This window comes from Janthinobacterium sp. PSPC1-1, assembly GCF_049897625.1.
Classification (GTDB): Bacteria; Pseudomonadota; Gammaproteobacteria; order Burkholderiales; family Burkholderiaceae_D; genus Janthinobacterium; species Janthinobacterium tructae.
On record NZ_JAFCWP010000001.1, the window covers coordinates 555,951 to 581,750 of the forward strand.

Annotated in this window: 26 protein-coding genes and 4 tRNA genes; 23 read left to right on the forward strand and 7 right to left on the reverse strand. The window is 61.9% G+C overall.

The window, feature by feature from the left end:
* Positions 1 to 7 precede the first annotated feature (7 nt).
* From otnK to denD, 4 genes are read left to right on the forward strand one after another with little or no spacing between them, the layout of a single operon-like run.
* Positions 8 to 1,309 (forward strand): 3-oxo-tetronate kinase, encoded by a 1,302-nt coding sequence (otnK, locus tag ACP7EG_RS02440; RefSeq protein WP_426086277.1) that lies wholly within the window; start codon positions 8 to 10, stop codon positions 1,307 to 1,309.
* On the forward strand, positions 1,306 to 1,971 hold the full coding sequence (gene otnC / locus ACP7EG_RS02445; protein ID WP_426086278.1) for a 3-oxo-tetronate 4-phosphate decarboxylase: 666 nt from the start codon (positions 1,306 to 1,308) through the stop codon (positions 1,969 to 1,971). The genes otnK and otnC overlap by 4 nt, the downstream gene beginning before the upstream one ends.
* 18 nt (positions 1,972 to 1,989) lie before the next feature.
* On the forward strand, positions 1,990 to 2,781 hold the full coding sequence (gene otnI, locus ACP7EG_RS02450; RefSeq protein WP_426086279.1) for a 2-oxo-tetronate isomerase: 792 nt from the start codon (positions 1,990 to 1,992) through the stop codon (positions 2,779 to 2,781).
* A 2-nt stretch (positions 2,782 to 2,783) separates the two neighbouring features.
* On the forward strand, positions 2,784 to 3,761 hold the full coding sequence (denD, locus tag ACP7EG_RS02455; protein WP_426086280.1) for a D-erythronate dehydrogenase: 978 nt from the start codon (positions 2,784 to 2,786) through the stop codon (positions 3,759 to 3,761).
* Here the strand turns inward: denD and ACP7EG_RS02460 are convergent.
* Complete coding sequence (locus ACP7EG_RS02460; protein WP_426086281.1) at positions 3,758 to 4,600, reverse strand: AraC family transcriptional regulator; 843 nt, start codon at positions 4,598 to 4,600, stop codon at positions 3,758 to 3,760. The two genes, denD and ACP7EG_RS02460, sit on opposite strands and share 4 nt — an antisense overlap.
* A 56-nt stretch (positions 4,601 to 4,656) precedes the next feature.
* On the opposite strand from ACP7EG_RS02460, the gene ACP7EG_RS02465 reads away from it, so the two are divergent.
* The 4 genes from ACP7EG_RS02465 to ACP7EG_RS02480 all read left to right on the forward strand — a co-directional run bounded on the left by ACP7EG_RS02465 (position 4,657) and on the right by ACP7EG_RS02480 (position 7,145).
* A complete protein-coding gene (locus ACP7EG_RS02465) occupies positions 4,657 to 5,151 on the forward strand; it encodes a DUF3224 domain-containing protein (protein WP_426086283.1) in 495 nt (164 codons plus the stop codon).
* A gap of 93 nt (positions 5,152 to 5,244) precedes the next feature.
* Complete coding sequence (locus tag ACP7EG_RS02470) at positions 5,245 to 5,529, forward strand: autorepressor SdpR family transcription factor (protein ID WP_096236809.1); 285 nt, start codon at positions 5,245 to 5,247, stop codon at positions 5,527 to 5,529.
* Positions 5,526 to 6,182 (forward strand): SdpI family protein, encoded by a 657-nt coding sequence (locus tag ACP7EG_RS02475; RefSeq protein ID WP_426086284.1) that lies wholly within the window; start codon positions 5,526 to 5,528, stop codon positions 6,180 to 6,182. The genes ACP7EG_RS02470 and ACP7EG_RS02475 overlap by 4 nt, the downstream gene beginning before the upstream one ends.
* A gap of 12 nt (positions 6,183 to 6,194) precedes the next feature.
* Positions 6,195 to 7,145, forward strand: a complete 951-nt coding sequence (locus ACP7EG_RS02480; protein WP_426086285.1) for an alpha/beta hydrolase — start codon at positions 6,195 to 6,197, stop codon at positions 7,143 to 7,145.
* Positions 7,146 to 7,276: 131 nt separating this feature from the next.
* On the opposite strand, the gene uvrB is transcribed toward ACP7EG_RS02480, so the two are convergent.
* Entirely contained in the window at positions 7,277 to 9,364 is a 2,088-nt protein-coding gene (gene uvrB, locus ACP7EG_RS02485; RefSeq protein ID WP_141170193.1) for an excinuclease ABC subunit UvrB, read from the reverse strand.
* A 112-nt stretch (positions 9,365 to 9,476) separates the two neighbouring features.
* On the opposite strand from uvrB, the gene ACP7EG_RS02490 reads away from it, so the two are divergent.
* From ACP7EG_RS02490 to ACP7EG_RS02500, 3 genes are all read left to right on the forward strand, one after another.
* Positions 9,477 to 10,691: an aromatic amino acid transaminase gene (locus tag ACP7EG_RS02490; RefSeq protein ID WP_426086286.1), complete on the forward strand. Its 1,215-nt coding sequence runs from the start codon at positions 9,477 to 9,479 to the stop codon at positions 10,689 to 10,691.
* A 131-nt stretch (positions 10,692 to 10,822) separates the two neighbouring features.
* Positions 10,823 to 10,898: transfer RNA gene (locus ACP7EG_RS02495), tRNA-Asn, on the forward strand.
* 301 nt (positions 10,899 to 11,199) lie between these two features.
* Positions 11,200 to 11,275 (forward strand) — tRNA-Asn (locus ACP7EG_RS02500).
* A gap of 163 nt (positions 11,276 to 11,438) precedes the next feature.
* On the opposite strand, the gene ACP7EG_RS02505 is transcribed toward ACP7EG_RS02500, so the two are convergent.
* A complete protein-coding gene (locus tag ACP7EG_RS02505; RefSeq protein ID WP_426086287.1) occupies positions 11,439 to 11,585 on the reverse strand; it encodes a hypothetical protein in 147 nt (48 codons plus the stop codon).
* 540 nt (positions 11,586 to 12,125) lie between these two features.
* On the opposite strand from ACP7EG_RS02505, the gene ACP7EG_RS02510 reads away from it, so the two are divergent.
* From ACP7EG_RS02510 to ACP7EG_RS02525, 4 genes are all read left to right on the forward strand, one after another.
* Complete coding sequence (locus ACP7EG_RS02510) at positions 12,126 to 12,947, forward strand: hypothetical protein (protein WP_426086288.1); 822 nt, start codon at positions 12,126 to 12,128, stop codon at positions 12,945 to 12,947.
* Between the two features lie 542 nt (positions 12,948 to 13,489).
* On the forward strand, positions 13,490 to 13,816 hold the full coding sequence (locus ACP7EG_RS02515) for a Dabb family protein (RefSeq protein WP_116745121.1): 327 nt from the start codon (positions 13,490 to 13,492) through the stop codon (positions 13,814 to 13,816).
* Positions 13,817 to 13,904: 88 nt separating this feature from the next.
* Positions 13,905 to 13,980 (forward strand) — tRNA-Asn (locus tag ACP7EG_RS02520).
* A gap of 174 nt (positions 13,981 to 14,154) precedes the next feature.
* Entirely contained in the window at positions 14,155 to 14,865 is a 711-nt protein-coding gene (locus ACP7EG_RS02525) for an alpha/beta hydrolase (RefSeq protein WP_426086289.1), read from the forward strand.
* Positions 14,866 to 14,977: 112 nt separating this feature from the next.
* On the opposite strand, the gene ACP7EG_RS02530 is transcribed toward ACP7EG_RS02525, so the two are convergent.
* Entirely contained in the window at positions 14,978 to 15,109 is a 132-nt protein-coding gene (locus tag ACP7EG_RS02530) for a hypothetical protein (RefSeq protein WP_426086290.1), read from the reverse strand.
* A 307-nt stretch (positions 15,110 to 15,416) separates the two neighbouring features.
* On the opposite strand from ACP7EG_RS02530, the gene ACP7EG_RS02535 reads away from it, so the two are divergent.
* The 5 genes from ACP7EG_RS02535 to ACP7EG_RS02555 all read left to right on the forward strand — a co-directional run bounded on the left by ACP7EG_RS02535 (position 15,417) and on the right by ACP7EG_RS02555 (position 21,116).
* Entirely contained in the window at positions 15,417 to 16,076 is a 660-nt protein-coding gene (locus ACP7EG_RS02535) for a sugar dehydrogenase complex small subunit (protein ID WP_426086291.1), read from the forward strand.
* Positions 16,073 to 17,731, forward strand: a complete 1,659-nt coding sequence (locus ACP7EG_RS02540) for a GMC family oxidoreductase (protein WP_426086292.1) — start codon at positions 16,073 to 16,075, stop codon at positions 17,729 to 17,731. The genes ACP7EG_RS02535 and ACP7EG_RS02540 overlap by 4 nt, the downstream gene beginning before the upstream one ends.
* A complete protein-coding gene (locus ACP7EG_RS02545) occupies positions 17,728 to 19,197 on the forward strand; it encodes a c-type cytochrome (RefSeq protein ID WP_426086294.1) in 1,470 nt (489 codons plus the stop codon). The genes ACP7EG_RS02540 and ACP7EG_RS02545 overlap by 4 nt, the downstream gene beginning before the upstream one ends.
* Before the next feature lie 143 nt (positions 19,198 to 19,340).
* Positions 19,341 to 19,742 carry a GtrA family protein gene (locus ACP7EG_RS02550; protein ID WP_426086295.1) on the forward strand — a complete coding sequence of 134 codons (402 nt, stop codon included), beginning with the start codon at positions 19,341 to 19,343 and terminating at the stop codon, positions 19,740 to 19,742.
* 75 nt (positions 19,743 to 19,817) lie between these two features.
* Complete coding sequence (locus ACP7EG_RS02555) at positions 19,818 to 21,116, forward strand: NCS2 family permease (RefSeq protein WP_071076307.1); 1,299 nt, start codon at positions 19,818 to 19,820, stop codon at positions 21,114 to 21,116.
* Positions 21,117 to 21,198: 82 nt separating this feature from the next.
* Here ACP7EG_RS02555 and ACP7EG_RS02560 read toward each other — a convergent pair whose 3' ends face one another.
* Complete coding sequence (locus ACP7EG_RS02560; RefSeq protein WP_071076308.1) at positions 21,199 to 21,906, reverse strand: GntR family transcriptional regulator; 708 nt, start codon at positions 21,904 to 21,906, stop codon at positions 21,199 to 21,201.
* Positions 21,907 to 22,164: 258 nt separating this feature from the next.
* Here ACP7EG_RS02560 and ACP7EG_RS02565 point away from each other — a divergent pair.
* Positions 22,165 to 22,240, forward strand: a tRNA-Asn gene (locus tag ACP7EG_RS02565).
* 152 nt (positions 22,241 to 22,392) lie between these two features.
* On the opposite strand, the gene ACP7EG_RS02570 is transcribed toward ACP7EG_RS02565, so the two are convergent.
* The gene (locus ACP7EG_RS02570) at positions 22,393 to 22,776 is read right to left on the reverse strand and encodes a hypothetical protein (protein WP_244198899.1); all 384 of its coding nucleotides are present in this window, start codon (positions 22,774 to 22,776) and stop codon (positions 22,393 to 22,395) included.
* Positions 22,777 to 23,114: 338 nt separating this feature from the next.
* Here ACP7EG_RS02570 and ACP7EG_RS02575 point away from each other — a divergent pair, with 338 nt between their 5' ends.
* The gene (locus ACP7EG_RS02575; protein WP_141170187.1) at positions 23,115 to 23,906 is read left to right on the forward strand and encodes an alpha/beta fold hydrolase; all 792 of its coding nucleotides are present in this window, start codon (positions 23,115 to 23,117) and stop codon (positions 23,904 to 23,906) included.
* A gap of 72 nt (positions 23,907 to 23,978) precedes the next feature.
* Here ACP7EG_RS02575 and ACP7EG_RS02580 read toward each other — a convergent pair whose 3' ends face one another.
* Positions 23,979 to 24,656: a hypothetical protein gene (locus ACP7EG_RS02580; RefSeq protein WP_426086297.1), complete on the reverse strand. Its 678-nt coding sequence runs from the start codon at positions 24,654 to 24,656 to the stop codon at positions 23,979 to 23,981.
* 139 nt (positions 24,657 to 24,795) lie between these two features.
* Between ACP7EG_RS02580 and ACP7EG_RS02585 the strand changes: the two genes are divergently transcribed.
* The gene (locus tag ACP7EG_RS02585) at positions 24,796 to 25,635 is read left to right on the forward strand and encodes a M15 family metallopeptidase (protein ID WP_426086298.1); all 840 of its coding nucleotides are present in this window, start codon (positions 24,796 to 24,798) and stop codon (positions 25,633 to 25,635) included.
* Positions 25,636 to 25,800: the final 165 nt, after the last annotated feature.

The window sequence follows — 25,800 nt, forward strand, 5'->3', positions numbered from 1 at the left end:
AACAATCATGACCGTACTACTGGGATGTATCTCCGACGACTTCACGGGTGGCACCGACCTGGCCGGCATGCTGGTCAAGGCCGGCATGCGCACGGTGCAATTGATCGGGGTGCCGCAAGGGCCGCCACCTGGCGACATCGATGCCGTCGTCATCGCCCTCAAGTCGCGCACGAATGCACCTGCAGACGCGGTGGCCGAGTCGCTGGCCGCGCTGGCCTGGCTGCAGCAGGCCGGATGCCGCCAGTTCTACTTCAAGTACTGCTCCACGTTCGACTCCACGCCACGCGGCAATATCGGTCCCGTGGCCGAAGCGCTGCTGCGGGCGCTCGACACGGACTTCACGATTGCCTGCCCCGCGTTCCCCGCGAATGGCCGCACCATCTACAAGGGCAATTTGTTCGTCGGCGACGTGCCGCTGGCCGAGTCAGGCATGCGCGAGCATCCCTTGACGCCGATGACGGATTCCAACCTGGTGCGCGTGCTCCAGCAGCAGGTGCAAGCCAAGGTGGGCCTGGCCGATTTCTCCGTGGTGGAGAAGGGCGCCGCCGCCATCGCCCAGCGCTTCACGGACTTGCGCGGCCAGGGCTGCCATTTTGCCGTCGTCGATGCCGTCTCGAACCGCGACCTGGAAGCCATCGGCGCGGCCTGCGCCGACCTGAAACTGATTACGGGCGGCTCCGGCATCGCGCTGGGACTGCCGCAGAATTTCCGCCAGCGGGGCCAGTTGTCGCCATCGCCTGCGGGACAGGCAGGGCGCTTGCCGCCGGCCTCCGGATTTCGCGCCGTGATTTCGGGCAGCTGCTCGGTGGCCACGCAGCAGCAGGTGGCGCACCTGCGCGAGAGCGCCCCGTCATTCCACGTCGACCCCTTGCAGCTTGCCGCGGGAGGCGAAGTGGTGGACGCCGTGGTGGAGCAGGCGCTGGAATGGGCTGGCGCGCATCTGGCGCAAGGCCCTGTCTTGATCTATGCCACGGCCACGCCGGACGCCGTGCGCGCCGTGCAGGCGCAGCTGGGCGTGGAGCGGGCCGGCGCCCTCGTCGAGGAAGCCCTGGCCGCCATCGCGCAAGGGCTGGTGCGCCTCGGTGTGGGCCAGCTGATCGTCGCCGGCGGCGAAACCTCGGGCGCCGTCGTCAAGGCGCTGGGCGTGGCGGGTTTGCGCATCGGGCCAGAGATTGACCCCGGCGTGCCCTGGACGCAAGCCTTGTCGGCGCCGGGCGACGATGGCATGGCGCCCTTGGCACTGGCCCTCAAGTCCGGTAATTTCGGCACGGTCGATTTCTTCAGCAAGGCCTGGCAGGTGCTGGCATGAGTACCGTTGCGTTTCATACTTCTCCGGAAGAGATGCGCCAGCGCGAGCAGATTGTCGATTTCGGCAAGTCCCTGTTCGAGCGGGGCCTGACGGCGGGCAGCAGCGGCAACCTGAGCGTGCGCCTGTCCGACGGCTGGCTGCTCACGCCCACGAATGCCAGCCTGGGGCGGCTCGATCCCGCCCAGCTGTCCAAGCTGGATTGGGACGGCAAGTTGCTCAGCGGTGCGCCGCCGTCAAAAGAGGCGTTTTTGCACCGCGCCATGTACCAGGAACGGGGCAGCGCCAGCGCCATCGTGCATTTGCACTCGACGCATTCGGCGGCCGTGTCCTGCATGTGCGGCCTGAATCATGACGATTGCATCCCGCCGCTCACGCCATACTTTGTGATGAAGGTGGGGCGCTTGCCGCTCGTGCCTTACCACCGTCCGGGCGACCCTGCGCTGGCCGGCGCCATCGGCGCCATGGCGCGCAAGCACTCGGCCGTGCTGCTGGCCAATCACGGTCCCGTGGTCTCGGGCACCAGCCTGGAAGCGGCCGTGTACGCGGCCGAGGAACTGGAAGAGACGGCCAAGCTGTTCCTGCTGCTGCGCGACGTGCCCACGCGCCCGCTCGACGCGGAACAGATCGCGGACCTGAAACACACATTCAAACTCGATATATAAGAAATCCAGGAGATACGCATGCCCCGCTTTGCCGCCAATCTGACCATGATGTTCAATGAAGTGCCTTTCCCGCAGCGCTTTGCCGCCGCCGCGCAAGCGGGCTTCCAGGGTGTCGAATTCCTGTTTCCTTACGACTACGCACCGCAGGAGGTAGCCAGCTGGCTGCGCGAGCACGGCTTGCAGAATGTGCTGTTCAACCTGCCGCCGGGCGACTGGGCGGCCGGCGAGCGTGGCATCGCCTCGCTGCCGGGCCGCGAAGCGGAATTCCGTGCCGGCGTGACGCGTGGCATCGAGTATGCGCTGGCACTGGGTACGTCACGCGTGCACATGATGGCGGGCCTGCTGCCCTTGGGCGCCGACCTCGCGCTCCACCGCGCCACCTACCTGGCCAACCTGCAGTACGCGGCGAAGGCCGTGGGCGAGCATGGCATTGAACTCTTGATCGAACCGATTAACGGGCGCGACATGCCCGGCTATTTCCTCGTCACGCAGGCGCAGGGTCATGCGCTGCGCCTGGAGTCGGGCGCACCCAACGTCAAGGTGCAGATGGATTTTTACCACACGCAGATCGTCGAGGGCGATATCGCCATGACGTTCAAGAACAACTTCGACGGCATCGGCCATGTGCAGATCGCCAGCGTCCCGGCGCGCAACGAACCGGACGATGGCGAAGTCAACTACCCGTATTTATTCAGGCTGCTCGATGAACTCGGCTACGAGGGCTGGATCGGCTGCGAATACCGTCCGCGCGGACGCACCGAGGATGGCCTGGGTTGGCTTGCCGCTTACAACAACAAACAAGGAGCATGAAGATGAAAGTACTCATTACCGGCGGCGCCGGTTTCCTGGGACAGCGCCTGGCGCGCCAGTTGCTGGCGCAAGGCCAGCTGACGGACAGCCATGGCCAGTTGCAGACCATCAGCGAGCTGGTATTGGTCGACGTGGTGGCCGCGCATGACTTCAACGATGTGCGCGTCAAGGTGGTCACGGGCGATATCGCTGACGGTGCCCTGATGCGCGCCACCATCAACACGCAGACCACTTCGATTTTCCACCTGGCCGCCATCGTCAGTGGCCAGGCGGAAGCTGATTTTGAACTGGGCATGCGCATCAACCTGGACGCTTCGCGTTTGCTGCTCGACATCTGCCGCGAACTGGGGCACAAGCCGAAGGTCGTGTTTACCAGCTCTGTGGCCGTGTATGGCGGCCAGCTGCCGGACGTGGTGCAGGATACGACGGCCCTGAATCCCCAGTCGTCGTACGGCGCGCAAAAGGCCATCGGCGAATTGCTGCTCAACGATTATAGCCGCCGCGGCTTTGTCGACGGGCGCGTGCTGCGCCTGCCGACCATCAGCGTGCGTCCCGGCAAGCCGAACAAGGCGGCGTCGTCGTTCGCCAGCGGCATCATCCGCGAACCGTTGAACGGCGAGGCGGCCGTCTGCCCCGTGGCCACCGATCTGCGTCTGTGGCTGCTGTCGCCGCGTGGCGCCATCGCCTCCCTGATCGCCGGCCACGAACTGGCGGGCGAAATGTTTGGCGCCAGCCGCACGGTGAATTTGCCAGGTTTGAGCGTGAGCGTGGGTGAGATGGTCGCAGCACTTGAAGACGTGGCCGGCAGCGACGTGACGGCTCGTATCAGCTACGCGCCCGATCCCGCCATCGAGCGCATCGTGAAGAGCTGGCCTGGCGCCTGGGACACGGCCCGCGCCGAAGCGCTGGGCTTGACGGCCGATGTGGATTTCGCCAGCATCATCCGAGCGTACATGGACGACGTCAACGCGGCTGCTTAGACTGACTTGGGCAGCTGCGAGCGGCGATAGTCGAACGGCGTGCTGCCCACGAGTTCCGCAAAACTGCGGCTGAAATGGGCCTGGTCAAAAAACCCCAGTGCATGCGCCAGGCTGGCCAGGTCGGGCGCATCGGGCTGCGCCAGGCGCCAGATCGCCTCCTGCAGGCGATAGCGCTGGATCACCCATTTCGGCGGCACGCCCACGTAGTTGGCGAACAGGCGCTGCAGCTTGCGTTCGCCAATGGCCATGGTTTCGCACAGCTGCGCCACACTCGCCGGACCGTTGTGGGCCGCCGCCGCGGCAGTCAAGCGGGCGGCCAGCAGGGCGGCATCATCGACCTGCGGCTGTTTTGCCAGCAGCAGTGCCTGTGCCTGCGCCACCATGGCCAGATCGTCGGACTCGCCTAACACCCGCGCCTCGGCTTCGGCTGCCGGCATGCCGAGCAGCGCATCGGCCGCGATGGTCGTGTCGGTGAAGGTTGACAGTGGCTGCGTGATGAACGGGCGCAGGCCGCCTGGCGCGAAACGCACGCCCAATACTTTGCCGGCACCGATCAACGGCCGGTCAAAGGCGCCGCGCACCACGCCATGGATGGCGGTGCGCCCAAGGTCGAAGACCAGATGGGCATTTGGGTAGGGCAGCACGCGCTGCGTCTCCGGAGCACAGCCCCGCCTGTCCCATTCGACCACCCAGAAGTAGTCGACAAACGGCGCCAGCGCGGCAGCCGGTGGATAGGTTGCCAGGCGTATGCGGCGCGCCGCCGCCTGCGGGTCGACGACGCCTTTCGGCGCCTGGCCGCGCGCGGCGAGCAGATTCATCGTGCTGTCGGTTTTATCCAATATTTGTCTCCTGCGCGGCCTTAAGCTGGCCCTCTCGCACTGATCGGAAGGGAATCATGAAATTAAACAGTTGGTCGGGCCTGATGCTGGCCGCATGTTGTCTATCGGTGGCGCCAGCCGGCGCCGCCTCGTCTACAGAGGGAGATCATCGCATGCACGCGCACGCTACGGGAAGTTTTAGCATCAGCATGACGCCGGCCACGGCGCCGCAGCGCGCGGGGCGTACGATTTTGGGAAGGGTGCTGCTTGACAAGGTGTATGCGGGCGACCTGATCGCCACGGCCAAGGGCGAAATGCTCAATGCCGTGACCGACACCCAAGGCGCGGCCGGCTATGTCGCGATGGAAGCCATCACGGGCGTGCTGCAGGGCAGGCAGGGCAGCTTCGTGGCGCAGCATGCGGGCACGATGGCCGAGGGCCGGCAGGCGCTGTCCATCGTCATCGTGCCGCATTCCGGCACGGGGCAGCTGACGGGCATCAGCGGCACGCTGGCCATCCGCATTGAAAACGGTCAGCATTTCTACGACATCGATTACTCGCTGCCGGAGTAGGCGAAGGGACGGGGCGGGCGCTGGAAATCGCTTGACCTCCGTCGCACTTGTCTTTATATTTAGATGGTTATCTAATTAGATGTTTGTCTCAATATGAGTGCCACCAACAGCGCCTTCAAGGCCATCGCCGATCCTGCGCGGCGCGAGATACTGCGGCTGCTGCGGACCGGTGAAATGACGGCCGGCGACCTAGCCGCCCGGTTTGACATGAGCAAGCCGACCATGTCGCATCATTTTGCGGTGCTGGCGGATGCCGATCTGATCACGCGCCGGCGCGAAGGGCAGACCATCTGGTATGGCTTGAATACGACGGTGCTGCAGGACGTACTGGCCTGGATGCTGGACCTGACCGATACCGACCACAAGGAGAGCAAATGATGAAAGCGCGCTTTATCGCCCTGGGCCTGTTGATGATCGTGGCTGTCAGTGCGGCCACCCTGTATGCATGGCCGCAGTTGCCGGAGGTGGTGGCCGTGCATTGGAATTACCGCGGCGAGGTGGACGGCTATGCGCCGCGCGCGGTGCTGTGGTTGCTCGGGCCGGGCCTGATGGCGTGCATGCTGATGCTGGCGCTCGTGCTGCCCTCGCTGTCGCCGCGCCGCTTCGAGGTGCAGCCGTTCGAGTCGACCTTCTACTACAGCTTCGGCGTCGTGCTGGGCCTGCTGGCGTATGTACATGGCCTGGTACTGGCCAGTGCCGCTGGCGTGGCGGTGCCCATCGGCCGGGCGGTACCGGCGGGCCTGTGCGTGATGCTGATCCTGGCAGGTAATCCCATGGGCAAGGTGCGGCGCAATTTTTATCTGGGTATCCGCACCCCGTGGACACTGGCCAGTGAGCGCGTCTGGTATGCCACGCACCGGCTGGCCGCCAGGCTGATGGTGGGCAGCGGCTTGCTGGGACTGGCCGCGCTGGCGTGTGGCGCACCGGGCTGGCTGCTGCTGGTGCTGGTGTTCGCCTGGGCGCCGCTGGCCATCCTGTACTCGCTCGTGCAGTACAAGCGGCTGGATAAAGATCAACTGGAAATGCACTGACAGGAGGGGGCGATGTTGCGATGGATGCTGGGAATGCTGGTCTTGATGGTGTGCTTGCCGGTACGCGCCGCCACCGGAGGTGAACAGGAGGTGGCGCTGGCGGTGGCTGGCGGCGTCTTGCATGGCACGCTGTCGATGCCGGATGGGCAAGGGAAAGTACCAGTGGTGCTGCTGCATGCGGGCTCCGGTCCGACCGATCGCAATGGCAATAGCGCAATGCTGCCGGGCCAGAATAATACGTTGCGCATGCTGGCCGACGCGCTGGCGCGCAATGGCATCGCTACGCTGCGCTATGACAAGCGCGGGATCGGCGCCAGTGCATCGGCTGGGCTGCGCGAAGCCGACCTGCGCTTGGACGACTATATCGATGACGCCACTGCGTGGTTGCGTCAGTTGCGCGCCGACCCGCGCTTTACGAATGTGCTGATGGCCGGGCATAGCGAGGGGGCGCTGATCGCGATGGTGGCTTGCCAGAAAGCGCAGCTTGATGGCTGTGTGCTGATTGCCGGCGCCGGCAAGGCGCTCGACGATATCCTGCGCGTGCAATTGAAGCCGCGTCTGCCGCCCGAGCTGTATGCGCAAAACGAGCGCATCCTGCTGGCGCTTAAGCGGGGCGAGCAGGTAAGCGACGTGCCGCCAGCCTTGCTGGCGCTGTACCGGCCTTCGGTGCAGCCGTATCTGATTTCGTCGCTGAAGGTTGATCCGCGCGCGGCGGTTGGCGCCTTGCGCATGCCGGTATTGATACTGCAGGGGGCGACCGATTTGCAGGTGTCGGTGGCCGACGCGCAGGCCTTGTCGGCCGCCGCACCGGCTGCCAGACTGGTGATTGTGCCGGGCATGAACCATGTATTGAAAATGGTCAGTGGCGATTTGGCGCAGCAAATGCCGTCGTATGGCGATCCCGCGCTGCCGCTGGCGCCCGCGCTGGTCGACGCGCTGACGGCGTTTGTTCAGGAACGTTGAAAACCGGCAGGTCGGGTCGCCGCGTAGGTCGGATTAGCGCTCCGCGCGTAATCCGACACCACCACCAGCGCCAACAATGTTGTCGGATTACGGCCCGCAGGGCCTAATCCGACCTACGCATGGCGTGGTATTCATTTGCCCAGTATCGACGCCACATTGTCCGTGCCCGGCGCGCCGAACAGCTGCTGCTTGAGGATGTGCAACTGGTCGCGCACCTGCGCCGCCTTTTCGAACTCCAGGTTCTTGGCGTGGTCGAGCATCAGTTTTTCCAGGCGCTTGATTTCCTTGCTGACCTGTTTTTCGCTCATGGCTTCGAACTTCGCCGCTTCCTGCGCCACTTGCAGGTTGTCGCGCGCTTCCTGCGGGCTGTAGACGCCGTCGATCATTTCGCGGATCGATTTTTTGACGCCGATCGGGATGATGTTGTTGGCCGTATTGAAAGCGATCTGCTTGGCGCGGCGGCGCTCCGTCTCGTCGATGGCGCGGCGCATGGAGTCCGTGATGCGGTCGCCGTACAAAATCGCCGTACCGTTCAGGTTACGCGCGGCGCGCCCGATGGTCTGGATCAGGCTGCGCTCGGAGCGCAAGAAGCCTTCCTTGTCCGCGTCGAGAATGGCGACCAGCGACACTTCCGGCAAGTCCAGGCCCTCGCGCAGCAGGTTGATCCCCACCAGCACGTCGAAGGTGCCCAGGCGCAGGTCGCGCAGGATTTCCACGCGTTCCACCGTTTCGATATCGCTGTGCAGGTAGCGCACCTTGATGCCATGGTCGCCCAGGTATTCCGTCAATTGCTCCGACATGCGCTTGGTGAGCGTGGTCACCAGCACGCGCTCGTCCTTCTTGATGCGCTCGACGATTTCCGACATCAGGTCGTCCACCTGTGTGCTGGCGGGGCGCACGATGATCTGCGGGTCGACCAGGCCCGTGGGGCGGACCACCTGCTCGACCACCTGGTCGGAATGGTTTTTTTCGTAGTCGCCCGGCGTGGCCGAGACGAACACCGTCTGGCGCATCTTCTGTTCGAATTCCTCGAATTTCAAGGGCCGGTTGTCCAGCGCCGACGGCAGGCGGAAGCCGTAGTCGACCAGGTTGGTCTTGCGCGAGCGGTCGCCGTTGTACATGGCGCTCAGCTGGCCCGTCAGCACGTGCGACTCGTCGAGGAACATCAATGCGTCGGGCGGCAGATAGTCGACCAGGGTGGGCGGCGGTTCGCCCGGCAGCGCGCCGGACAGGTGGCGCGAGTAGTTCTCGATGCCCTTGGTGAAACCGATTTCGGCCATCATTTCCAGGTCGAAGCGCGTGCGCTGTTCCAGCCGCTGCTCTTCGATCAGTTTATTTTCCTTGCGGAAGAACTCGAGGCGCTCGCGCAGCTCGTCCTTGATGGTTTCCACGGCGCGCAGCACGGTGGAGCGGGGTGTCACATAGTGCGAACCCGGGTACACGGTGAAGCGGGGGATTTTTTGCCGTACGCGGCCCGTCAGCGGGTCGAACAGCTGGATCGATTCGATCTCGTCGTCGAACATTTCCAGGCGCACGGCCAGTTCCGCATGCTCGGCGGGGAAGATGTCGATGGTATCGCCGCGCACGCGGAAGGTGCCGCGGCCGAAGTCGACCTCGTTGCGCGTGTACTGCATCTGGATCAGGCGCGCGATGACGTCGCGCTGGCTGACTCTGTCTTTTACGCGCAACGTCAAGATCATCTGGTGGTATTCGTTCGGGTTACCGATACCGTAGATGGCCGAGACGGTGGCGACGATGATGACGTCGCGCCGCTCCATCAGCGATTTGGTGCACGACAGGCGCATCTGCTCGATATGCTCGTTGATCGACGAGTCCTTTTCGATGAACAGGTCGCGCTGCGGCACGTAGGCTTCGGGCTGGTAGTAATCGTAGTAGCTGACGAAGTATTCGACCGCATTTTGCGGGAAAAAGTCGCGGAATTCGCTGTACAGTTGCGCCGCCAGCGTCTTGTTGGGGGCGAAGACGATGGCGGGCCGGCCCATGCGCGCGATGACGTTGGCCATGGTGTAGGTCTTGCCGGAGCCGGTCACGCCCAGCAGGGTCTGGAAGGCCAGTCCGTCGGCAATCCCCTCGGATAACTGGGCGATCGCCGCCGGCTGATCACCGGCCGGAGAGAAGGGCTGGTGCAGCTTGAAGGGGGAATCCGGGAAAGAGATAATTGCGCTTTCCGCCTCGCTGGCGGTAGATAATTCGGGCATGTGAATCAGACCTTTGTTAGAATAGTGCTCTGCTGGCGGCCCTGGCGTTGTATTTTGGGGCGCTGTCTACAACTCCGCTGTGAACCTGCTTCCAATCGAATCCAATCTTATCATGACGAACCCAACTGTTTCTGCCAGTCTGTTTAGCGCCATCGAGATGGCCCCACGCGACCCGATCCTGGGCATCACCGAAGCATTTAACGCGGACCAGAATCCCGCCAAAATCAATCTGGGCGTTGGCGTCTATTATGACGACAACGGTAAAGTGCCTCTGTTAGCTTGCGTACGCAAGGCAGAAGCCATCCTGATCGAACAGGCTTCGCCACGCACCTATCTGCCGATCGAAGGCCTGGCTGCCTACGACAAGGCGGTGCAAGAACTCGTATTTGGCGCCGATAGCGCCGTTATTCAAGAGCGCCGCGCCATCACCGTGCAAGCCATCGGCGGCACGGGTGCACTGAAGATCGGCGCCGACTTCCTGCAGCGCTTCGCGCCGGGTGCGCAAGTCTACATCAGCGACCCGAGCTGGGAAAACCACCGCGCGCTGTTCGAAAGCGCCGGTTTCGTCGTGAATAACTACACGTACTATGATGCCGCCACCCATGGCGTGAATTTCGATGGCATGCTGGCCAGCCTGAACGCCATGCCTGCCGGCTCCATCGTCGTGCTGCACGCCTGCTGCCACAACCCGACCGGCGCCGACCTGAGCGTGGCCCAGTGGGATCAGATCATCAGCGTCGTTACGTCGCGCGGCCTGGTGCCGTTCCTGGACATGGCTTACCAAGGCTTCGCCAACGGCATCGCCGAAGACGGCGCCGTGGTGCGCCGCTTCGCCGACGCGGGTGGCCCGCTGCTGGTGTCGAACTCGTTCTCGAAATCGTTCTCGCTGTACGGCGAGCGCGTGGGCGCGCTGAGCGTCGTCGCATCGAGCGCCGACGAAGCGGCCCGTCTGTTGTCGCAATTGAAACGCGTCGTGCGCACCAACTACTCGAACCCGCCAGTACACGGCGGCAAGGTGGTCGCCACCGTCCTGGCCACGCCGGAACTGCGCCAGCTGTGGGAAGAGGAACTGGCCGGCATGCGCGTGCGCATCCGTGAAATGCGCAATGCCTTCGTGGAAAAACTGAAGGTCAAGGCACCAGGCCACGACTTCGAATTCGTGCGCCAGCAAATCGGCATGTTCTCGTACTCCGGTCTCACCAAGGAGCAGGTGGCGACCCTGCGCGAGCAATCGATCTACGCCGTCGACACGGGCCGTATCTGCGTGGCAGCGTTGAATTCGCGCAATATCGACATCGTCATTGACGCGATCGCCAAAGTGCTTTAAGATCTTGCTTCTTCGGCGCTGCATGCAAGTGTGGCGCTGATGGCAGTGGAAAGTCGGCGATGGCCGTGTTTGTCGAGATGCAGTACGAGTCTTGCAAATACGAAGCAACCGACATATAATATTGCCTCTTTTCCCTGATAGCTCAGTTGGTAGAGCGACGGACTGTTAATCCGCAGGTCCCTGGTTCGAGTCCAGGTCGGGGAGCCAGAATTCGGAAGGCCACGTTGAAAAACGTGGCCTTTTTTGTTTTTGCGGCGCCAGTGCCTAAAGTAGGGTAGGGCGTAATAAATTATTGTGTTTTCTGACTTCCATAATCGGCGCTCTGCGGCGTTGCCCGCTGCTAGCAGTGCTCGCACTGCGTCGCAGCGGGCGCCTTGCAGAGCATCCGGTTCTGTTTGTCATAACTTCACAATAATTTCCCGCGACCTACTTAGCTTGGGGCAAGATAAGATTTCCCCTATGGAAATCTGGACAGTGCCAGGTTTGGCCTATATAATACGGCCTCTTTTCCCTGATAGCTCAGTTGGTAGAGCGACGGACTGTTAATCCGCAGGTCCCTGGTTCGAGTCCAGGTCGGGGAGCCAGAATTTTTGTAAGACCTAGAGCCCAGCCCTTACCCGGTTGGGCTTTTTGCATTCGTCCTGGTGCAGTTGCTGATTTTCCTGATCCAGCTGCCTTATCCTTTGTTGCACGGCGGTGAGCGGTTTGCCAATGCCCGGCTGACCGTTCTGTTCATCACTGTATTGGTCAACCACCGCCGGATCGCCGGATCGCCGTCTGGCCGATGCTCATGGTCTCGCTGATGTTCTGGGCGCTTTGACACTGCTCCTCGATCATGCACACTACTTCAAGTTTCAGGGTGGTATCGAATACCCTACGTTTTCTTGTTGTCATGTCTAACTCCTCAGGTGGTATATTTTCCACCTATCGAGGTGTCCGAGCAAATTAGGTTACAGCGGTATAGTCTTTTCTGCCGACAGCTGGTGGCCAACATCTGTATGACGCCTGCTGGGCTAAAGATATCTACGCGTGTGACGTTATAGAGGTACTCCTAGGTTGGATTTAGCGCCGAATGTTGGAAATTTGGTTCTGATATGTCAAGCATGATGAGTCTTGTGTTGAAAAGCAGCGCTACCAGTTTCGATGGCCGGTCTGAAGTAATGGTAAGGGTGACGAATTGGTTTCAAAATGAAGCTTGCTTATCTTCTGACGCAAGAAGTACCTTGGCAGCAAGACGTTGAACCTGAGCTCAAAAGTCCCATGCCGGACCAGCACGGGAACAGTATTGACTCTTCTAACGCTGCTTGTGATGCCTAAATCACAGAGCTCGGAGCGCTTTGTGCGCTGACTCTATCCATTTTGAAATCACGTAATTCTGCAGTTCTCAAGATCGCCAGTTGAAAGATCTTACCAGGTGAATTTTTTAGGGATACTATGAGCATAGCGATTAAGTCTTATACGGCGCCTATTCCGGCCTACATTCCTATACGAGATAAATTTTCCTCTGAAAATTCCGACAGCACTTCTGCGCTGGCCCCCAATTCGAACGCAGCCGTCACCTTATCAATATCCGACGCTGCACGAGCGCTTTACAGCTTAAATAGCGAGGATGAGCCACCGGTTCAAATCTCCAATAAAGAGTTAAAAGACTCATACGTCAAGGGACAGCTTGATGTTTATAATTTTGGACAGCTTATTGCAGGCCGGAACTACAATAAAGAGGACCTCCTCCCCAAGACTGACGATTCTGAGCGTTCGAAATTAGGTCAGGAATCATTAAACTACGCCATCGGCCTATCTCAAATTCCAACCAAAAATGTTCCGAATCCATTTGGCGGAATGGCACGAAACGACCTAAGCGCGATTGTTTACAGTGATAATGGTACCTATACGGATGCCGAGCGATATGCCGCTTATGGTGAGCTGAGCAAGCAGGATGAAACATACTTTTCTCAGTTGTATGCCAAAGTAACGAATGGAGGCGACAATCGGGACATATTCAAGGGTATTATGGACTATTTCGATGAACTACCTCCTGTGGAGAAATCTGCTTATCGTGAAGGTTTTAGAGAGAGTATCGACAGTCTTTATCAAGAGCAGACAGAACAGTGGGGGCCGCTTGCTCTCATGAAACAACCTGCTGGTGGCAACGACGCGGAGTTATCCGAAAACGCTTCTAACGAGGCGCATGCACGTAATGCGACGTTACGGTCAGTTCTGGAGAGGGCGTTTGAGCTTTCCAAGGTTAAAATATAATAGTCGGTGCAGTAAGGTACTGGAATGCCGGCAGCGTCTCGGATGATTGATCGATTTAAGCCGCGTACGCAGCGGCGCAATTTGAAGCAGATCCATGAGGACCTGAAAGAGCTGGGCTATGCAGGGTCATACGACCGCGTGGCGGCGTTTGCCAGGCAGTGGAAGGCGGCTCAAACAGAGTGGGTCAATTCTGCGAGCAAACGAACACCGGAGGAGCTAAGCCGTTGACTTGATTCAGGTTTTAGCTACCCTGATTTCGGTGTCTGTCAGTCGGTTTCGGTATCAGGTCGGTGTCTCAGGACTGGTACGACGGCGCGCCGAAAACTTGTTGTAAATTATGAACTTCCTGACCATAGGTTTCCCGGAGCCTCGTTCTGTTAATCCGCAGGTCCCTGGTTCGAGTCCAGGTCGGGGAGCCAGAATGCGGAAGGCCATGTTGAAAAACATGGCCTTTTTTGTTTTCCGGCGCCCTCAGCAGGGCTGGCCTGTGCGTGATCGCGTTTTGCGCTATCCTGAATGCATCACTTCAGGAGCCCCTTCCCATGACTTGTACCTCTGCCTTGCGCCACATCGTCCTGTGCGACTTCCTCGATGGCATCACCTCCGCCAAGCATGCCGAACTCGTCTACGAGTTCTCCCAGCTGAAACACCGCATTCCCGGCGTGCGGCAATTTGAATGGGGACCGAACGTCAGCCCGGAAGGCCTCGATGATGGCTTTACCGATTGTTTTACCCTGACCTTCGATGACGCCGGCGCGCGCGACGTGTATCTGACCCATCCGGCCCACCTGGCCTTTGTCGAACAGCTCAAGCCATGGCTGGGCCGCGTGCTGGTATTTGACTACTATCCGCAAGAGCATCCTGGCTGACCGCCGGGCAAGGTGAGGCAGGAAAATACACCTTTTTCGGGGGAAATCTGGACATCGCAAAATTTACCCTATAAAATGCGGCCTCTTTTCCCTGATAGCTCAGTTGGTAGAGCGACGGACTGTTAATCCGCAGGTCCCTGGTTCGAGTCCAGGTCGGGGAGCCAGAACATGTAGTAGCAGAAAGCCCAGCCTTGAACGGTTGGGCTTTTTGCGTTTCGGGGCCCGCATGAGGTGCCCGTGTCATCTGCCCTTGATCCAGCGCATGGACCGCCAGGTATCCAGCGATAAGCTGGAGGAGGCGGGTCTGTCATCGCCTTCAACTTCCTTGGGAGGCTGACGTGGATGAAACTACAAGTGTTGGGTCGGCAACGATCGTGCTCGTGCATGGCGGTTTTGTCGATGGATCGGGCTGGGAAGAGGTCTACCGGGTGCTGCGTAACGATGGCTGCCATGTTGCCATTGTGCAAAACTCAACCCTATCGCTGGCGGACGACGTGGCCGCGACCCGGCGGGTCATCGCCGCAGTGCCGGGCCCCGTGGTCCTGGCGGGTCATTCGTATGGCGGCGCCGTGGTCACGCAAGCGGGGAACGACCCCAAGGTCAGGGCATTGGTTTACATCGCGGCCTTCGTGCCGGACCAGGGCGAGTCTGTCGATTCCTTGCTGAAGAATGCCCCGCCTGGCGCACCGCTGCCGCCAATCTTGCCGCCACGCGATGGTTTCCTGTTGCTCGACCAGAAAAAGTTTGCGGCTGCCTTCGCGGCCGATGTACCCAAGGGTAAGGCCAACTTCATGGCGGCATCGCAAGTACCCTGGGGCTTGGCCGCGCTGACTGGCGTGGTCGAAACGCCAGCCTGGAGGAACAAGCCCAGCTGGTATCTGGTCGCGACCAGCGACAAGATGATTGCACCGGCGATGCAGCGCGAGATGGCCCAACGAGCGGGCTCGAAGGTGGTCGAAGTTGTCGGTAGCCATGCCATTTACATTTCGCAAGCCCATGCGGTGGCGTCGCTGATCCGCAAGGCCGCTGCCGGCATTGCCTGCGAGTGAAACAGATGTACCCTGGCCAGGTTGGCGGCCGTCCTGCTCACCGGCGGATCGCCGTGGAAGGCCGTGCCATATTTCGCATGTACGCCGTGCTGCATGCGGGCCACGTCGAAGGTCAGCGGCATGGCGCCGCACTCCACACCAGCTGCTCTTGCACCTTCTCTTTCGCCTGTACCTGACATCCCAGCCGCAGATGCAGCTTGCGCGCGGCCGTGTTATTGCCGTAGACGCCAAGGCGGATCAGCAACTGCTGCGCCTCGGCCAGCGCTGCCGGTAGCCATGCAACTGCATGCGCCGCTGCATGGCGTTCAATACATCGATAAGGGCAGGCTCGGCCGACATCTGCTACAGATCATCGCGCGTGGCACCGTACACCGTACAGCGCGGCGGCGAAGGTCGTGCCTCGTCAATTGCCCACTACTGCTGCGGTAGTCATACTCCATTGGCAAACAATTTATTTATGTAGGATAATGTGGAACCGGTTCCATTTATGCGTAAATGCAATGTAACGCAATCATCCAAGTCAACAAAACAACAAGTCTTGCGGGAGTCTCATGAACCATCCAGGCAGCGAACCATCTGCACCATCCGTGTCATCCCTTCCCCGCATCAGCCGTCGCCACGCCCTGATCGGTCTGGCCGCCTTGCTGGCGCAGGCCGGTTTCTGGAGCAATCCCCTGTCCGCCGCCATGCAGGCGCCGGCCAGCGCACCGGCGACCGGGCTGGCGCCGGCCACCATGCTGTTCTACACCTTGTCGCAAACCATCACGGGCCACCGCGACCTGTCCGCCGGTACGGCGGCGCGCATCGAGCAAGCCATGCGCAGCAACGTGCCCGGCTTTGCCGATCATTTGCCACGGCTGGGTGCGCTGCTCGTCACGGGCCAGGAAGCCACGGCGCTGCTGGCGGCCGCCACCGCTGCCGATGCCAGCTTGCGCGAGCTGGCGCTGGCCATCGTCGCCGCCTGGTACACGGGCACCGTCGCCGGCAACGCGGCGCAGGGCACGAAGTCCATCGTCGTCGCGTATGCGGAAGCCTTGATGTACCGCACGGTGGCCGATGGCCAGGTCGTGCCCACCTATTGCAACTATGGCCCCCTGTGGTGGTTGAAGGCGCCGCCGGCCGTGCGCGTTTCCGCGCCCGTGGCGCCGAAACCCGTACCGGCCCCGGCCACCACCGGCACTCCCGAACCGAAAGGCAAGCAAGCAAAATGAAATCACCGCAATTCAAGAGTAATGGCGACGTCGTCGCCGATGTCGTCATCGTCGGCACGGGCGTCGTGGGCGCCATGATGGCCGACCAGCTGGCCGCCCAAGGCCATTCCGTGATCATGCTGGAAGCGGGCTTGCGCATCGAGCGGGGACAAGCCGTGGAAAACTGGCGCAACATGCCGTTCGAGAACCGCGTCGGTTCGGATTTCCAGGGCCTGTATCCGCAGGCGGACAACGCGCCCGCACCCCTGTATTTTCCAAAGAACAACTATGTGGAATTGTCCGGCCCCAGCGGCAGCAGTTTCCAGCAGGGCTATCTGCGCACGGTAGGCGGCACGACCTGGCACTGGGCTGCGTCGTGCTGGCGCCATTTGCCGACCGACATGCGCATGAAAAGCGATTACGGGGTAGGGCGCGACTGGGCCATTTCCTACGATGAACTGGAACCCTATTATTGCCGCGCCGAGCAGGAAATGGGCGTGGCCGGCCCCAACGATCCGGCGCAGCAGTCGCCCAGCGAGCGCAGCAAACCGTATCCGATGGACATGGTGCCCTGGGGCTATGGCGACAAGCGCTTCGCCGAAGTGGTCAATCCGCACGGTTACCGCTCCGTGCCGATTCCGCAAGGCCGCTCGACGCGCCCATGGCAGGGCCGTCCCACCTGCTGCGGCAATAACAATTGCCAGCCGATCTGCCCCATCGGCGCCATGTACAACGGCATCCACCATGTGGAGCGGGCCGAGCTGAAAGGCGCGGGCGTGCTGGCCGAGGCCGTCGTCTACCGCATCGACACGGACCAGAACAACCGCGTCACGGCCGTGCACTGGTATGACGCGAAAAAACAGTCGCACATGGCGACGGGCAAGGCCTTCGTGATCGCCTGCAACGGCATCGAGACGCCGCGCCTTTTACTCCTGGCAGCCAACCAGAATAATCCGAACGGCATCGCCAACAGTTCGGATCAAGTCGGCCGCAACATGATGGATCACTCGGGCTTCCACTGTACCTTCCTGGCCAACGAGCCGATCTGGACGGGCCGTGGCCCCGCGCAGAGCAGCTGCCTGGTGGGACCGCGCGACGGTGCCTTCCGCGCGCAGTATTCGGCCAACAAGATGATCCTGAACAATATCACCAGGGTGGGACCTGCTACCCAGCAATCCTTGAAGCTGGGCCTGGTGGGCAAGGACCTCGACGATGAAATCCGCCGCCGCGCTGCATTTGGCGTGGACCTGTCGATCAGTCTGGAACCGCTGCCGGAGGCGCACAACCGCTTGACCTTGAGCAAGACGCGCAAGGACCCGCTGGGCCTGGCCTGTCCCGACATTTATTATGACGTGGGCGATTACGTGCGCAATGGCGCGAAGGCGGCGCATGCGCAGCTCGAACACATCGGCAAGCTGTTCGGCGCCGTGGAATTCCATATTACCGACAGCCTGAACGCCAACAACCACATCATGGGCGGCGTCATTATGGGTTCGAACCGTCTTGACTCCGTCGTCGATGGCAATTGTCGCGCCCACGATCATGCCAATTTGTGGCTGCCGGGCGGCGGCGCCATGCCGTCGGCCAGCGTCGTCAACACGACCCTCAGCATGGCCGCGCTCGGCTTGCGCGCGGCCGACGACATCGCCCGCACCCTGGCAAGGGAGGCCGCATGATGCGCCGTTTCTTGCTGGGCCTGACGCTGGCGGCCGGTTTGCCGCTGGCCGCGTACGCGGTGCCACCGGTGTCACCTGTTCCGCCCGTCACCCTGACGCCGGACCGCCCGGCCGCACCCGTGGCCGCCAAGCCCGATGCGCGCCTGGAGCGGGGCCGCTACCTGGCCATCGCGGCCGACTGCATGGCGTGCCATACGGCAGCAGGCGGCAAGCCGTATGCAGGTGGCTACGCCATCGACTCGCCGCTGGGCACGATTTATGCGACGAATATCACGCCGTCGAAAAAAGGTGGCATCGGCCACTACACGGAAGCCGACTTTGCGCGCGCGTTGCGCGACGGCGTGCGCGCCGATGGCAGCCATCTGTATCCGGCCATGCCCTACACCAGCTATGCGATGCTGACGGATGCGGACGTGGGCGACCTGTATTACTACTTCATGCAGGCCGTCCAGCCCGTCGACGAGCCGGCGCGCCAGACGGCCCTGCCATTCCCGTTCAACGTGCGCCTGTCCATGCTGGGCTGGAATACCTTGTTCCTCGACAATAAACGCTTCGTGCCCGATCCGGCGAAGAGCGCGCAGATCAACCGGGGCGCCTACCTGGCCGAAGGCCTGGCGCACTGCAGCGCCTGCCATACTCCGCGCAACGCGCTGATGGCCGAAATCGGCAGCCAGACCCTGGCGGGCGCGTCGCTCGGTTCCTGGCATGCGCCGAACATCACGTCCGACAAGGTCAGCGGCATCGGCGCCTGGACGGATGCAGAACTCACGGCGTACCTGAAGACGGGCCACGTGGAAGGCAAGGGGCAGGCGGCGGGAGGCATGGCCGAAGCCATCCAGAACAGCCTGCAATTTTTGCGCGACGACGACGTGGCCGCCATCGTGGCGTACTTGCGCACGGTGCCGGCCGTGCGCGCGCCGGGGCAGGCCAAGGCCGCTTTCAGTTACGGCAGCGCCGCCAGCGAAGAAGCTGCGCTGCGCGGCATGGCCGGCTCCACCGAGCACCATTCCCTGAACAGCGGCGCGGTGCTGTTTTCCGGCTATTGCGCCAGTTGCCATTCGGCCAGCGGCGCGGGCAGTACAGGCCAGGCGTATCCCGCCCTGTTTAATAACACGGCGACGGGCGGCAACACGCCGGCCAATCTGGTTTCGGCCATGTTGTTTGGCGTCGAGCGCAAGATCGAAGGGGAAGAGCACGAAGCGTTCATGCCCCGTTTCGACCAGCGTTCCTACGTGCAGCCATTGACGGACGAGCAGATCGCTTCGATCGCCAACTACGTGCTGAAGCAGTACGGTAACCCGGATGTGTCCGTCACGCCCGCGTATGTGGCGCAGGCGCGCAGCGGTGGCGAGAAGCCCGTGCTGGCGCGCATGCAGCCGTTCATGCTGCCGGGCGGCATCGTGGGCATCTTGCTGCTGATCGCGCTGTTTGTATGGCTGCGCCGGCGCCGCCAAGGCAAGGAATAAGCATCGGAGCCGTGGAGAATCGGCGGTGAATATGAACGTTGGGTGCAACTTGCAGTAAAATGCAGGCTGAAAAATGGTTACGAGCAATCGTAGCCATTTTTTATTCTGGCCCGATCCTGCTTTCGCTCATTTGAAAATTGACAATGTCTCATTCCCTGCATCACCAATTTTTACGTTTCGCCGCCGTCGGCGCTTCCGGCACGGCCGTGCAATACAGCGTGCTGTGGGGCGGCGTGGAATGGGTTGGCATCAGCGCCGCCGCCGCTTCCGGCATCGGCTACATCCTGGGTTCCGTCGTCAACTACCTCCTCAATTACTTTTTCACGTTTAAAAGCGACAAGGGCCATGGTGAGGCGGCCAGCAAGTATTTCACCTTGCTGGGCATCGGCTGGTGCATCAATACGGGCCTGATGTGGCTGCTGGTACACCAGCTGGGCTGGTATTACTGGCTGGCGCAGGTGCTGGCCACCGGTATCGGGCTGGTCTGGAATTTTGCGGGCAGCCGTTGGTGGGCCTTCAAGCCGGCCAGCGTACCGACCAAGTAAACAGTTGTTGCAAGAAAAAAAGATGCGCATGGGCCAAGACCCGGCGCGCGGTTTTACCAAAACAAGGGGTTAATCATGCAGTTCCTGGAACGCTATTTCAAACTGAAGGACAACGGAACCAATGTGCGCACGGAGCTGCTGGCCGGCCTGACCACGTTCCTGACGATGGCCTACATCATCTTCGTCAACCCGTCCATCCTGGGCGACGCGGGCATGCCGAAAGACGCCGTTTTTGTTGCCACCTGCCTGGCTGCCGCCATCGGCACCCTGATCATGGGCCTGTACGCCAACTACCCGATCGCGCTGGCGCCGGGCATGGGCTTGAACGCGTATTTCTCGTACACGGTGGTCAAGGGAATGGGCATGAGCTGGGAAGTGGCGCTGGGCGCCGTCTTCATTTCCGGCTGCCTGTTCATCCTGGTCAGCCTGTTCAAGGTGCGCGAGATGATCATCAACAGCATCCCGCCCGCGCTACGCACGGCGATCACGGTCGGTATCGGCCTGTTCCTGGCCATCATTTCGCTGAAAAGCGCCGGTATCGTGGTATCGAACCCTGCCACCATCATCGCGCTGGGCGACTTGCACAAGGCTGCGCCCATCCTGGCCATCCTCGGTTTCTTCATCATCGTCGCGCTGGACCGCCTGAAAGTGCCGGGCGCCATTCTGATCGGCATCCTCACCATCACCATCGCCAGCTTCTTCTTTGGCGGCAACCAATTCAACGGAATCGTCTCTGCGCCGCCCGCCATCGAGCCGACCCTGTTCAAGCTCGACATCATGGGCGCGCTGTCGATCGGCATCGTCAATGTGGTACTGGTGTTTTTCTTGGTGGAATTGTTCGATGCGACGGGTACCCTGATGGGCGTGGCCAACCGTGCCGGCTTGTTGAAAGACGGCAAGATGGAACGCATGAACAAGGCCTTGCTGGCCGACAGCACGGCGATTGCCGCCGGCGCCTGCCTGGGCACGTCCAGCACCACGGCTTTCGTGGAAAGCGCGGCCGGCGTGCAAGCGGGTGGCCGCACGGGCTTGACGGCCGTGGCCGTCGCGCTGCTGTTCCTGGGCAGCCTGTTCTTCGCCCCGCTGGCGCACACTGTGCCGCCGTACGCGACGGCGCCAGCATTGCTGTACGTGGCGTGTCTGATGCTGCGCGAACTGACCTTCATCGACTGGGATGACAGCACGGAAAGCATTCCAGCCGCCATCACGGCGCTGATGATGCCGTTTACCTATTCGGTGGCAAGCGGCGTGGCGTTCGGCTTCATCACCTATGCGGTATTGAAACTGTTGACGGGCAAGGGCAAGCAAGTGTCCGTGGTGGCTTACATCATCGCCGCCATCTTCCTGTTCAAGTTTATTTACCTGGGCGAATAGCCCGGTTGCTGGCAAGTAGTTGCCGGCGCAATGACAAGGCCGCCCGTGCATCCGCATCGGCGGCCTTTTTTGATGGGGCGGCTTACATCAGCAGCGCCGCCACCAGATCCTTCCTGGCGTCGCCGGCGCTGCCGTCGAAGCGCAAGGCCGCTTCCACATGCGCCAGGTGCTCGACCATCAGGCGCGCCGCCAGGTCTGCGTCGCCGCTGCGCGCCGCCTCAAGAAAACGGCCGTGTTCGTCGTACGAGCAGGCGGCAGCATGGCCGGACTGGTACAGCATGGTGATCAGCGAGCTGCGCCCCACCAGTTCACGCACGATATCGCGCAGCACGGCGTTGCCGGCGATGTCGGCCAGCAAGACGTGGAAGTCGCCCAGCAGTTGCGAGCGCAGCGGCGTCGCTTGTGCCAGCGCCAGGCGCTCCGCTTTCAGGTGCCGCTCCAGCATCCGGTAGTCGGCGGGTTTGGCCCGCGCGACGAATTCGCGCGCCAGGGCCGCTTCGATGATGCGCCGCGCGGCGAAGATGTCGCGCGCTTCCGCTTCGGTGGGCTGGCTGACGAAGGCGCCCTTGTCGGGCACCATGCGTATGAGTTTGTCTTTCGAGAGAATCAGCAGGGCGGCGCGGATCTTGGTGCGGCTGACGCCATACAGCCGGCACAGCGCCTCTTCGCGCAGCCGCGTACCGGGCGGCAATTGGCGCGCCACGATGGCGGCCGCCATATGCTCGGCAATTTCCGCCGAGCTGTCGCCGCTGCCGGGCTTGTCCACCAGGGATGCGCTTGATTCTGTCATGTCGAGTGAGAGCAGTCAGCCAGGGGCAAGGATGAGCCTTGCAAGCGCATGCTGGCAGCGCGGTGGTCGACGCCCCGCTGCCAGCATGCCGTTAGCGCCTTGCGTGTCGGCAAGGCTTGGCTATTCTACTATCTTGCGTGGCGCCGCGCAGACGGACGCAGCCACCTGCCAAGGCTTGTTCTCTGGCGGCGTATTTTGCTGGCCATGCAGATTGAAACTGGACATGAGAAATTTTGACGTATATAATTCGGCCTCCTTTCCCTGATAGCTCAGTTGGTAGAGCGACGGACTGTTAATCCGCAGGTCCCTGGTTCGAGTCCAGGTCGGGGAGCCAGAACAAGCAGTAGCAAAGGGCCACGTGGCAACACGTGGCCCTTTTGTTTTGCGCGCACGGTTTCCCGTTCACGCTTGCCCTTCCTTCAGTGTCTTAGTGACATGCGCGGTGCCGGTCTGCTGGTGGCAGGGGCATGCTCAGTGTTTCCCGGATCAGGGATCCACAAACACGTCGAAACGCACCTTGAGCGGGCTGCCCCACGAGATATCCACCCAGGCACGGAAGCCACCGTTGTACGGTGCGATGTTGTACACTGCCATGCGGGCGGAACCGATAAAACGGTCCTGGGGAGTCGCGCCATACTCGCTGATGTTGAGCAATACGCGCGAATTGGCTTTCACGTTGGCATTGGCGAAGTTGACCGAAGGATGCACGCCATTGGCCGTCCACACGTAATAGGTGGTGAAGGCGGCGGCGCTCAGGTTCAAGTCCTGTGCTGCCGCGCCTTTTGCGCTTTTTCCTTCCTGCTCCATCGGTGCATCGGTTTCTTCCAGTGCCAGGTTGCTGCCGGTGCGATGTTCTACTTTCATATCCATGATGTACTCCTGATCGATAGTTTGGATGCCGCGCCTGTCGTCGTGCGGCAAGACGCCCTATCTGTTGCCGTGACGGCCAGTGTCACGTCCTGGCTGATAAGGTAGCCGCCTGCTCCATGCTGTTGGAGTAAGCCATTCTAGGCAAACGCGCGGGCAAAAAGCGCGCAAGGCCACCGGAAAAACGGTGCTAACTTGTGCTGGCGCAAACACCTTGCAGGCAAATCGCAAGATCTTTTCCCGTAGGCTATTTTTATGGGGCCGTCACGCATGCCGCGCTGGACAATGGCACAATAGGCGCAGCCGACCTGTCGATACGCAACCTGTTGCGAGCCTAGCCCATGCCGATACTGAACCTGAGTGCCGAAACCGATATCTATTACGAATTGATTGAAGGCGACCCTGCCAAGCCCTGCCTGGTATTCCTGCACGAGGGGCTCGGCTGCTGTGCGATGTGGAAAGATTTTCCCGCGCAGCTATGCCAGGCGACGGGCTGCCGCGGCTTGCTGTATGACCGCCACGGCTATGGGCAATCGTCGCCGCTGGCGGCGCGCCGCCAACTCCATTATTTGCACGACTACGCGCTGTGCGAGCTGCCACAAGTGCTCGCCGCACTGCTGCCGGGGCAGGACCATTTTCTCATCGGCCACTCCGATGGCGGCAGCATCGCCCTCATTTATGCGGCGCAGCAGCCACCGCGCTTGCGCGGCATCATCACCGAAGCGGCGCACGTGTTTGTCGAGGGTGTCACGCTTGATGGCATTCGCGTGGCGGACGCGGCGTTTGGCGCGGGCAAGCTGCGCGCGCTGGCGAAATACCATGGCGACAAGACGGAATCCATCTTCAAGGCCTGGTCGGATACCTGGCTCAGCTACGGTTTCCAGTTCTGGAACATCGAATACCTGCTGCCTTCCGTCGAATGTCCGGCGCTGGTGCTGCAGGGCAGCGAGGACCAGTACGGCAGCGCGGCCCAGGTCGACACCATCGTGGCGCAGGCCCTCAACGCCGTGCCTGCCATGGTCGAACAATGCGGGCATGCACCGCACCAGGAGCAGCCGCAGGCATTGCTGGCGCTAATGGAAGGCTTTTTGCAAGGCCGCATGGACGCAGCCACTCACCCGAGAAGCATTTGATAGAGCACCTCGATCATCTGATATTGACCACCCGCGACAAGCGGGGCTGACGTCCCATCGGGCGCGTCGGCCTCAGTGGCAGGCAGGATCGCTGTCCCAGCGGCCCGAGCAGATGCGCGAGCGGCACAGCATGCCTTCGATCAGGCCCAGCTGCTTGCAGCGCTGCAACAGTTCCGCCGTTTCGTCTTCCTGCCTGCGCTGCACCACGTCGCGCACGGGTTTTGCCGTGCCTTCCTGCCGGTGCGCATGGGCCACCATTGCCGTCAGCAAGGCGACGTCGCTGTCGCCGGGCGCGGCAGCCGGCCTCGGCCCCTGCGGGCGCGCGGGTGGTGCTGCCTTGCGTGGCGCACTAGCGCGCGCGCTTGCCGTTGTGGCAGCGAGCGCAGGCAAGGGCGGGGCCGCCGTATTGACGATGGTGGCCGCCTGCGCTGTGTGCGGGGGCACAATGGGTGCGGATGGCTCCGGCAGTGCGGGCGGAGCCACAGCCACGGCCGTGGCGGGCGCCGGTGGCATGATGCTCGTGTCATAAGCGAGCACGGCCGTGATCAGCACCGCCAGGCACAGCGTGCCAGCGGCCCAGTGCCGCCAGCCGGGGCACCAGCGCAGGGCGGGCCTGGCCGCAGGCGCGGCGACGCCGTGTTCGAGCTGCGACAGGATGCCCTTGCCGTCGCTGTGCGCGCCAGCCGCGCCGGCCTTGCTCAGCAGGTCAGGACCGTGCGCCTGGCCATCCCCGGGTTTCAATAGAGACAAAATATCACCTCCGCAGTGGATCAAACTCGACTGACCTTGATGTAAACCGCGCTCATGCGGGCCGCGGACGCCTACGATCTAGCGATACCGCCGGGAAATTGCTGTCCGGCCCACACCGATCCCTGTCACGGAGCGCCCCATGTTCGTCGCCCTGGTCCTGATGTATTTCCTGCTTGCCTGTTTTGCCTGCTGGCTGCTGCTGTTTCCCGGCGGTCGCGCCATCGTGCTGCACACGCTCGTCAACCTGGGCTGGCGCATGCAGCGGCGCGCGCAGCATCTGAAAGGCGGCAGCGGTGCGCAGTGGCAGCGCGTGCAGCAGCACACGGGCTCGGGCATGACGCGCGCCTGGCAGCTGCTGTGGCGGCATCGTTGGCTGAGCCTGGCAGGCAGCGTGCTGGTCATCGTGCCGCCCCTGCTGGCGTGGTTGTCCAGCGACCGCATCGCCCTGCGCGGCTATGCCGACCGGCAACACGTCATCAACGACCAGGTCAGCGACTTGCTGAAAGGTGAGCAGCTGGTGCCGCCGCCAACCTTGCCGCCGCTGCTGTTTTCCACGGCGGAAGTGACGCAGCTGCGCCCGCTGCTGGGCGGCGCCAGCCGCAACTGGCAATTGCTCGACCACGACTACGCGCAGCGCCTGTTGCTGGTCTTCAAGATCATGAAGGACGTGCATGGCTACGATATGGTCTTGCTGGAAGGCTACCGCAGCCCCGCGCGCCAGGACCAGCTGGCGGCGGCCGGCCCGAACGTGACCAACGCCAGGGCGTTTCAAAGCTATCACCAGTATGGCCTGGCGGCCGATTGCGCATTCATGCATGAAGGAAAGCTCATCATTTCTGAAAAAAATGCCTGGGCCATGCGCGGCTACCGTTTATATGGCGTGACGGCCGAATCGGTGGGCCTGCGCTGGGGTGGGCGCTGGACCATGATGGATTTTGGCCACACGGAATTGCCGCAACCGCGCGTGCTGGGCAAGTAAGCCGCGCCAGCCATTCTAGCGCCGCGCCGCGCCATCATTTTCACAGCTGCAAGCTTACTTGCGCAGTGTCAATGGCACGCCAGCGCCTGCCGTGCGCTGGCGCCTGGTACTTGTCATATGTCAACAAAGACGCGCCGACTTGCTGTCAGCATGGGTCGAATCCGC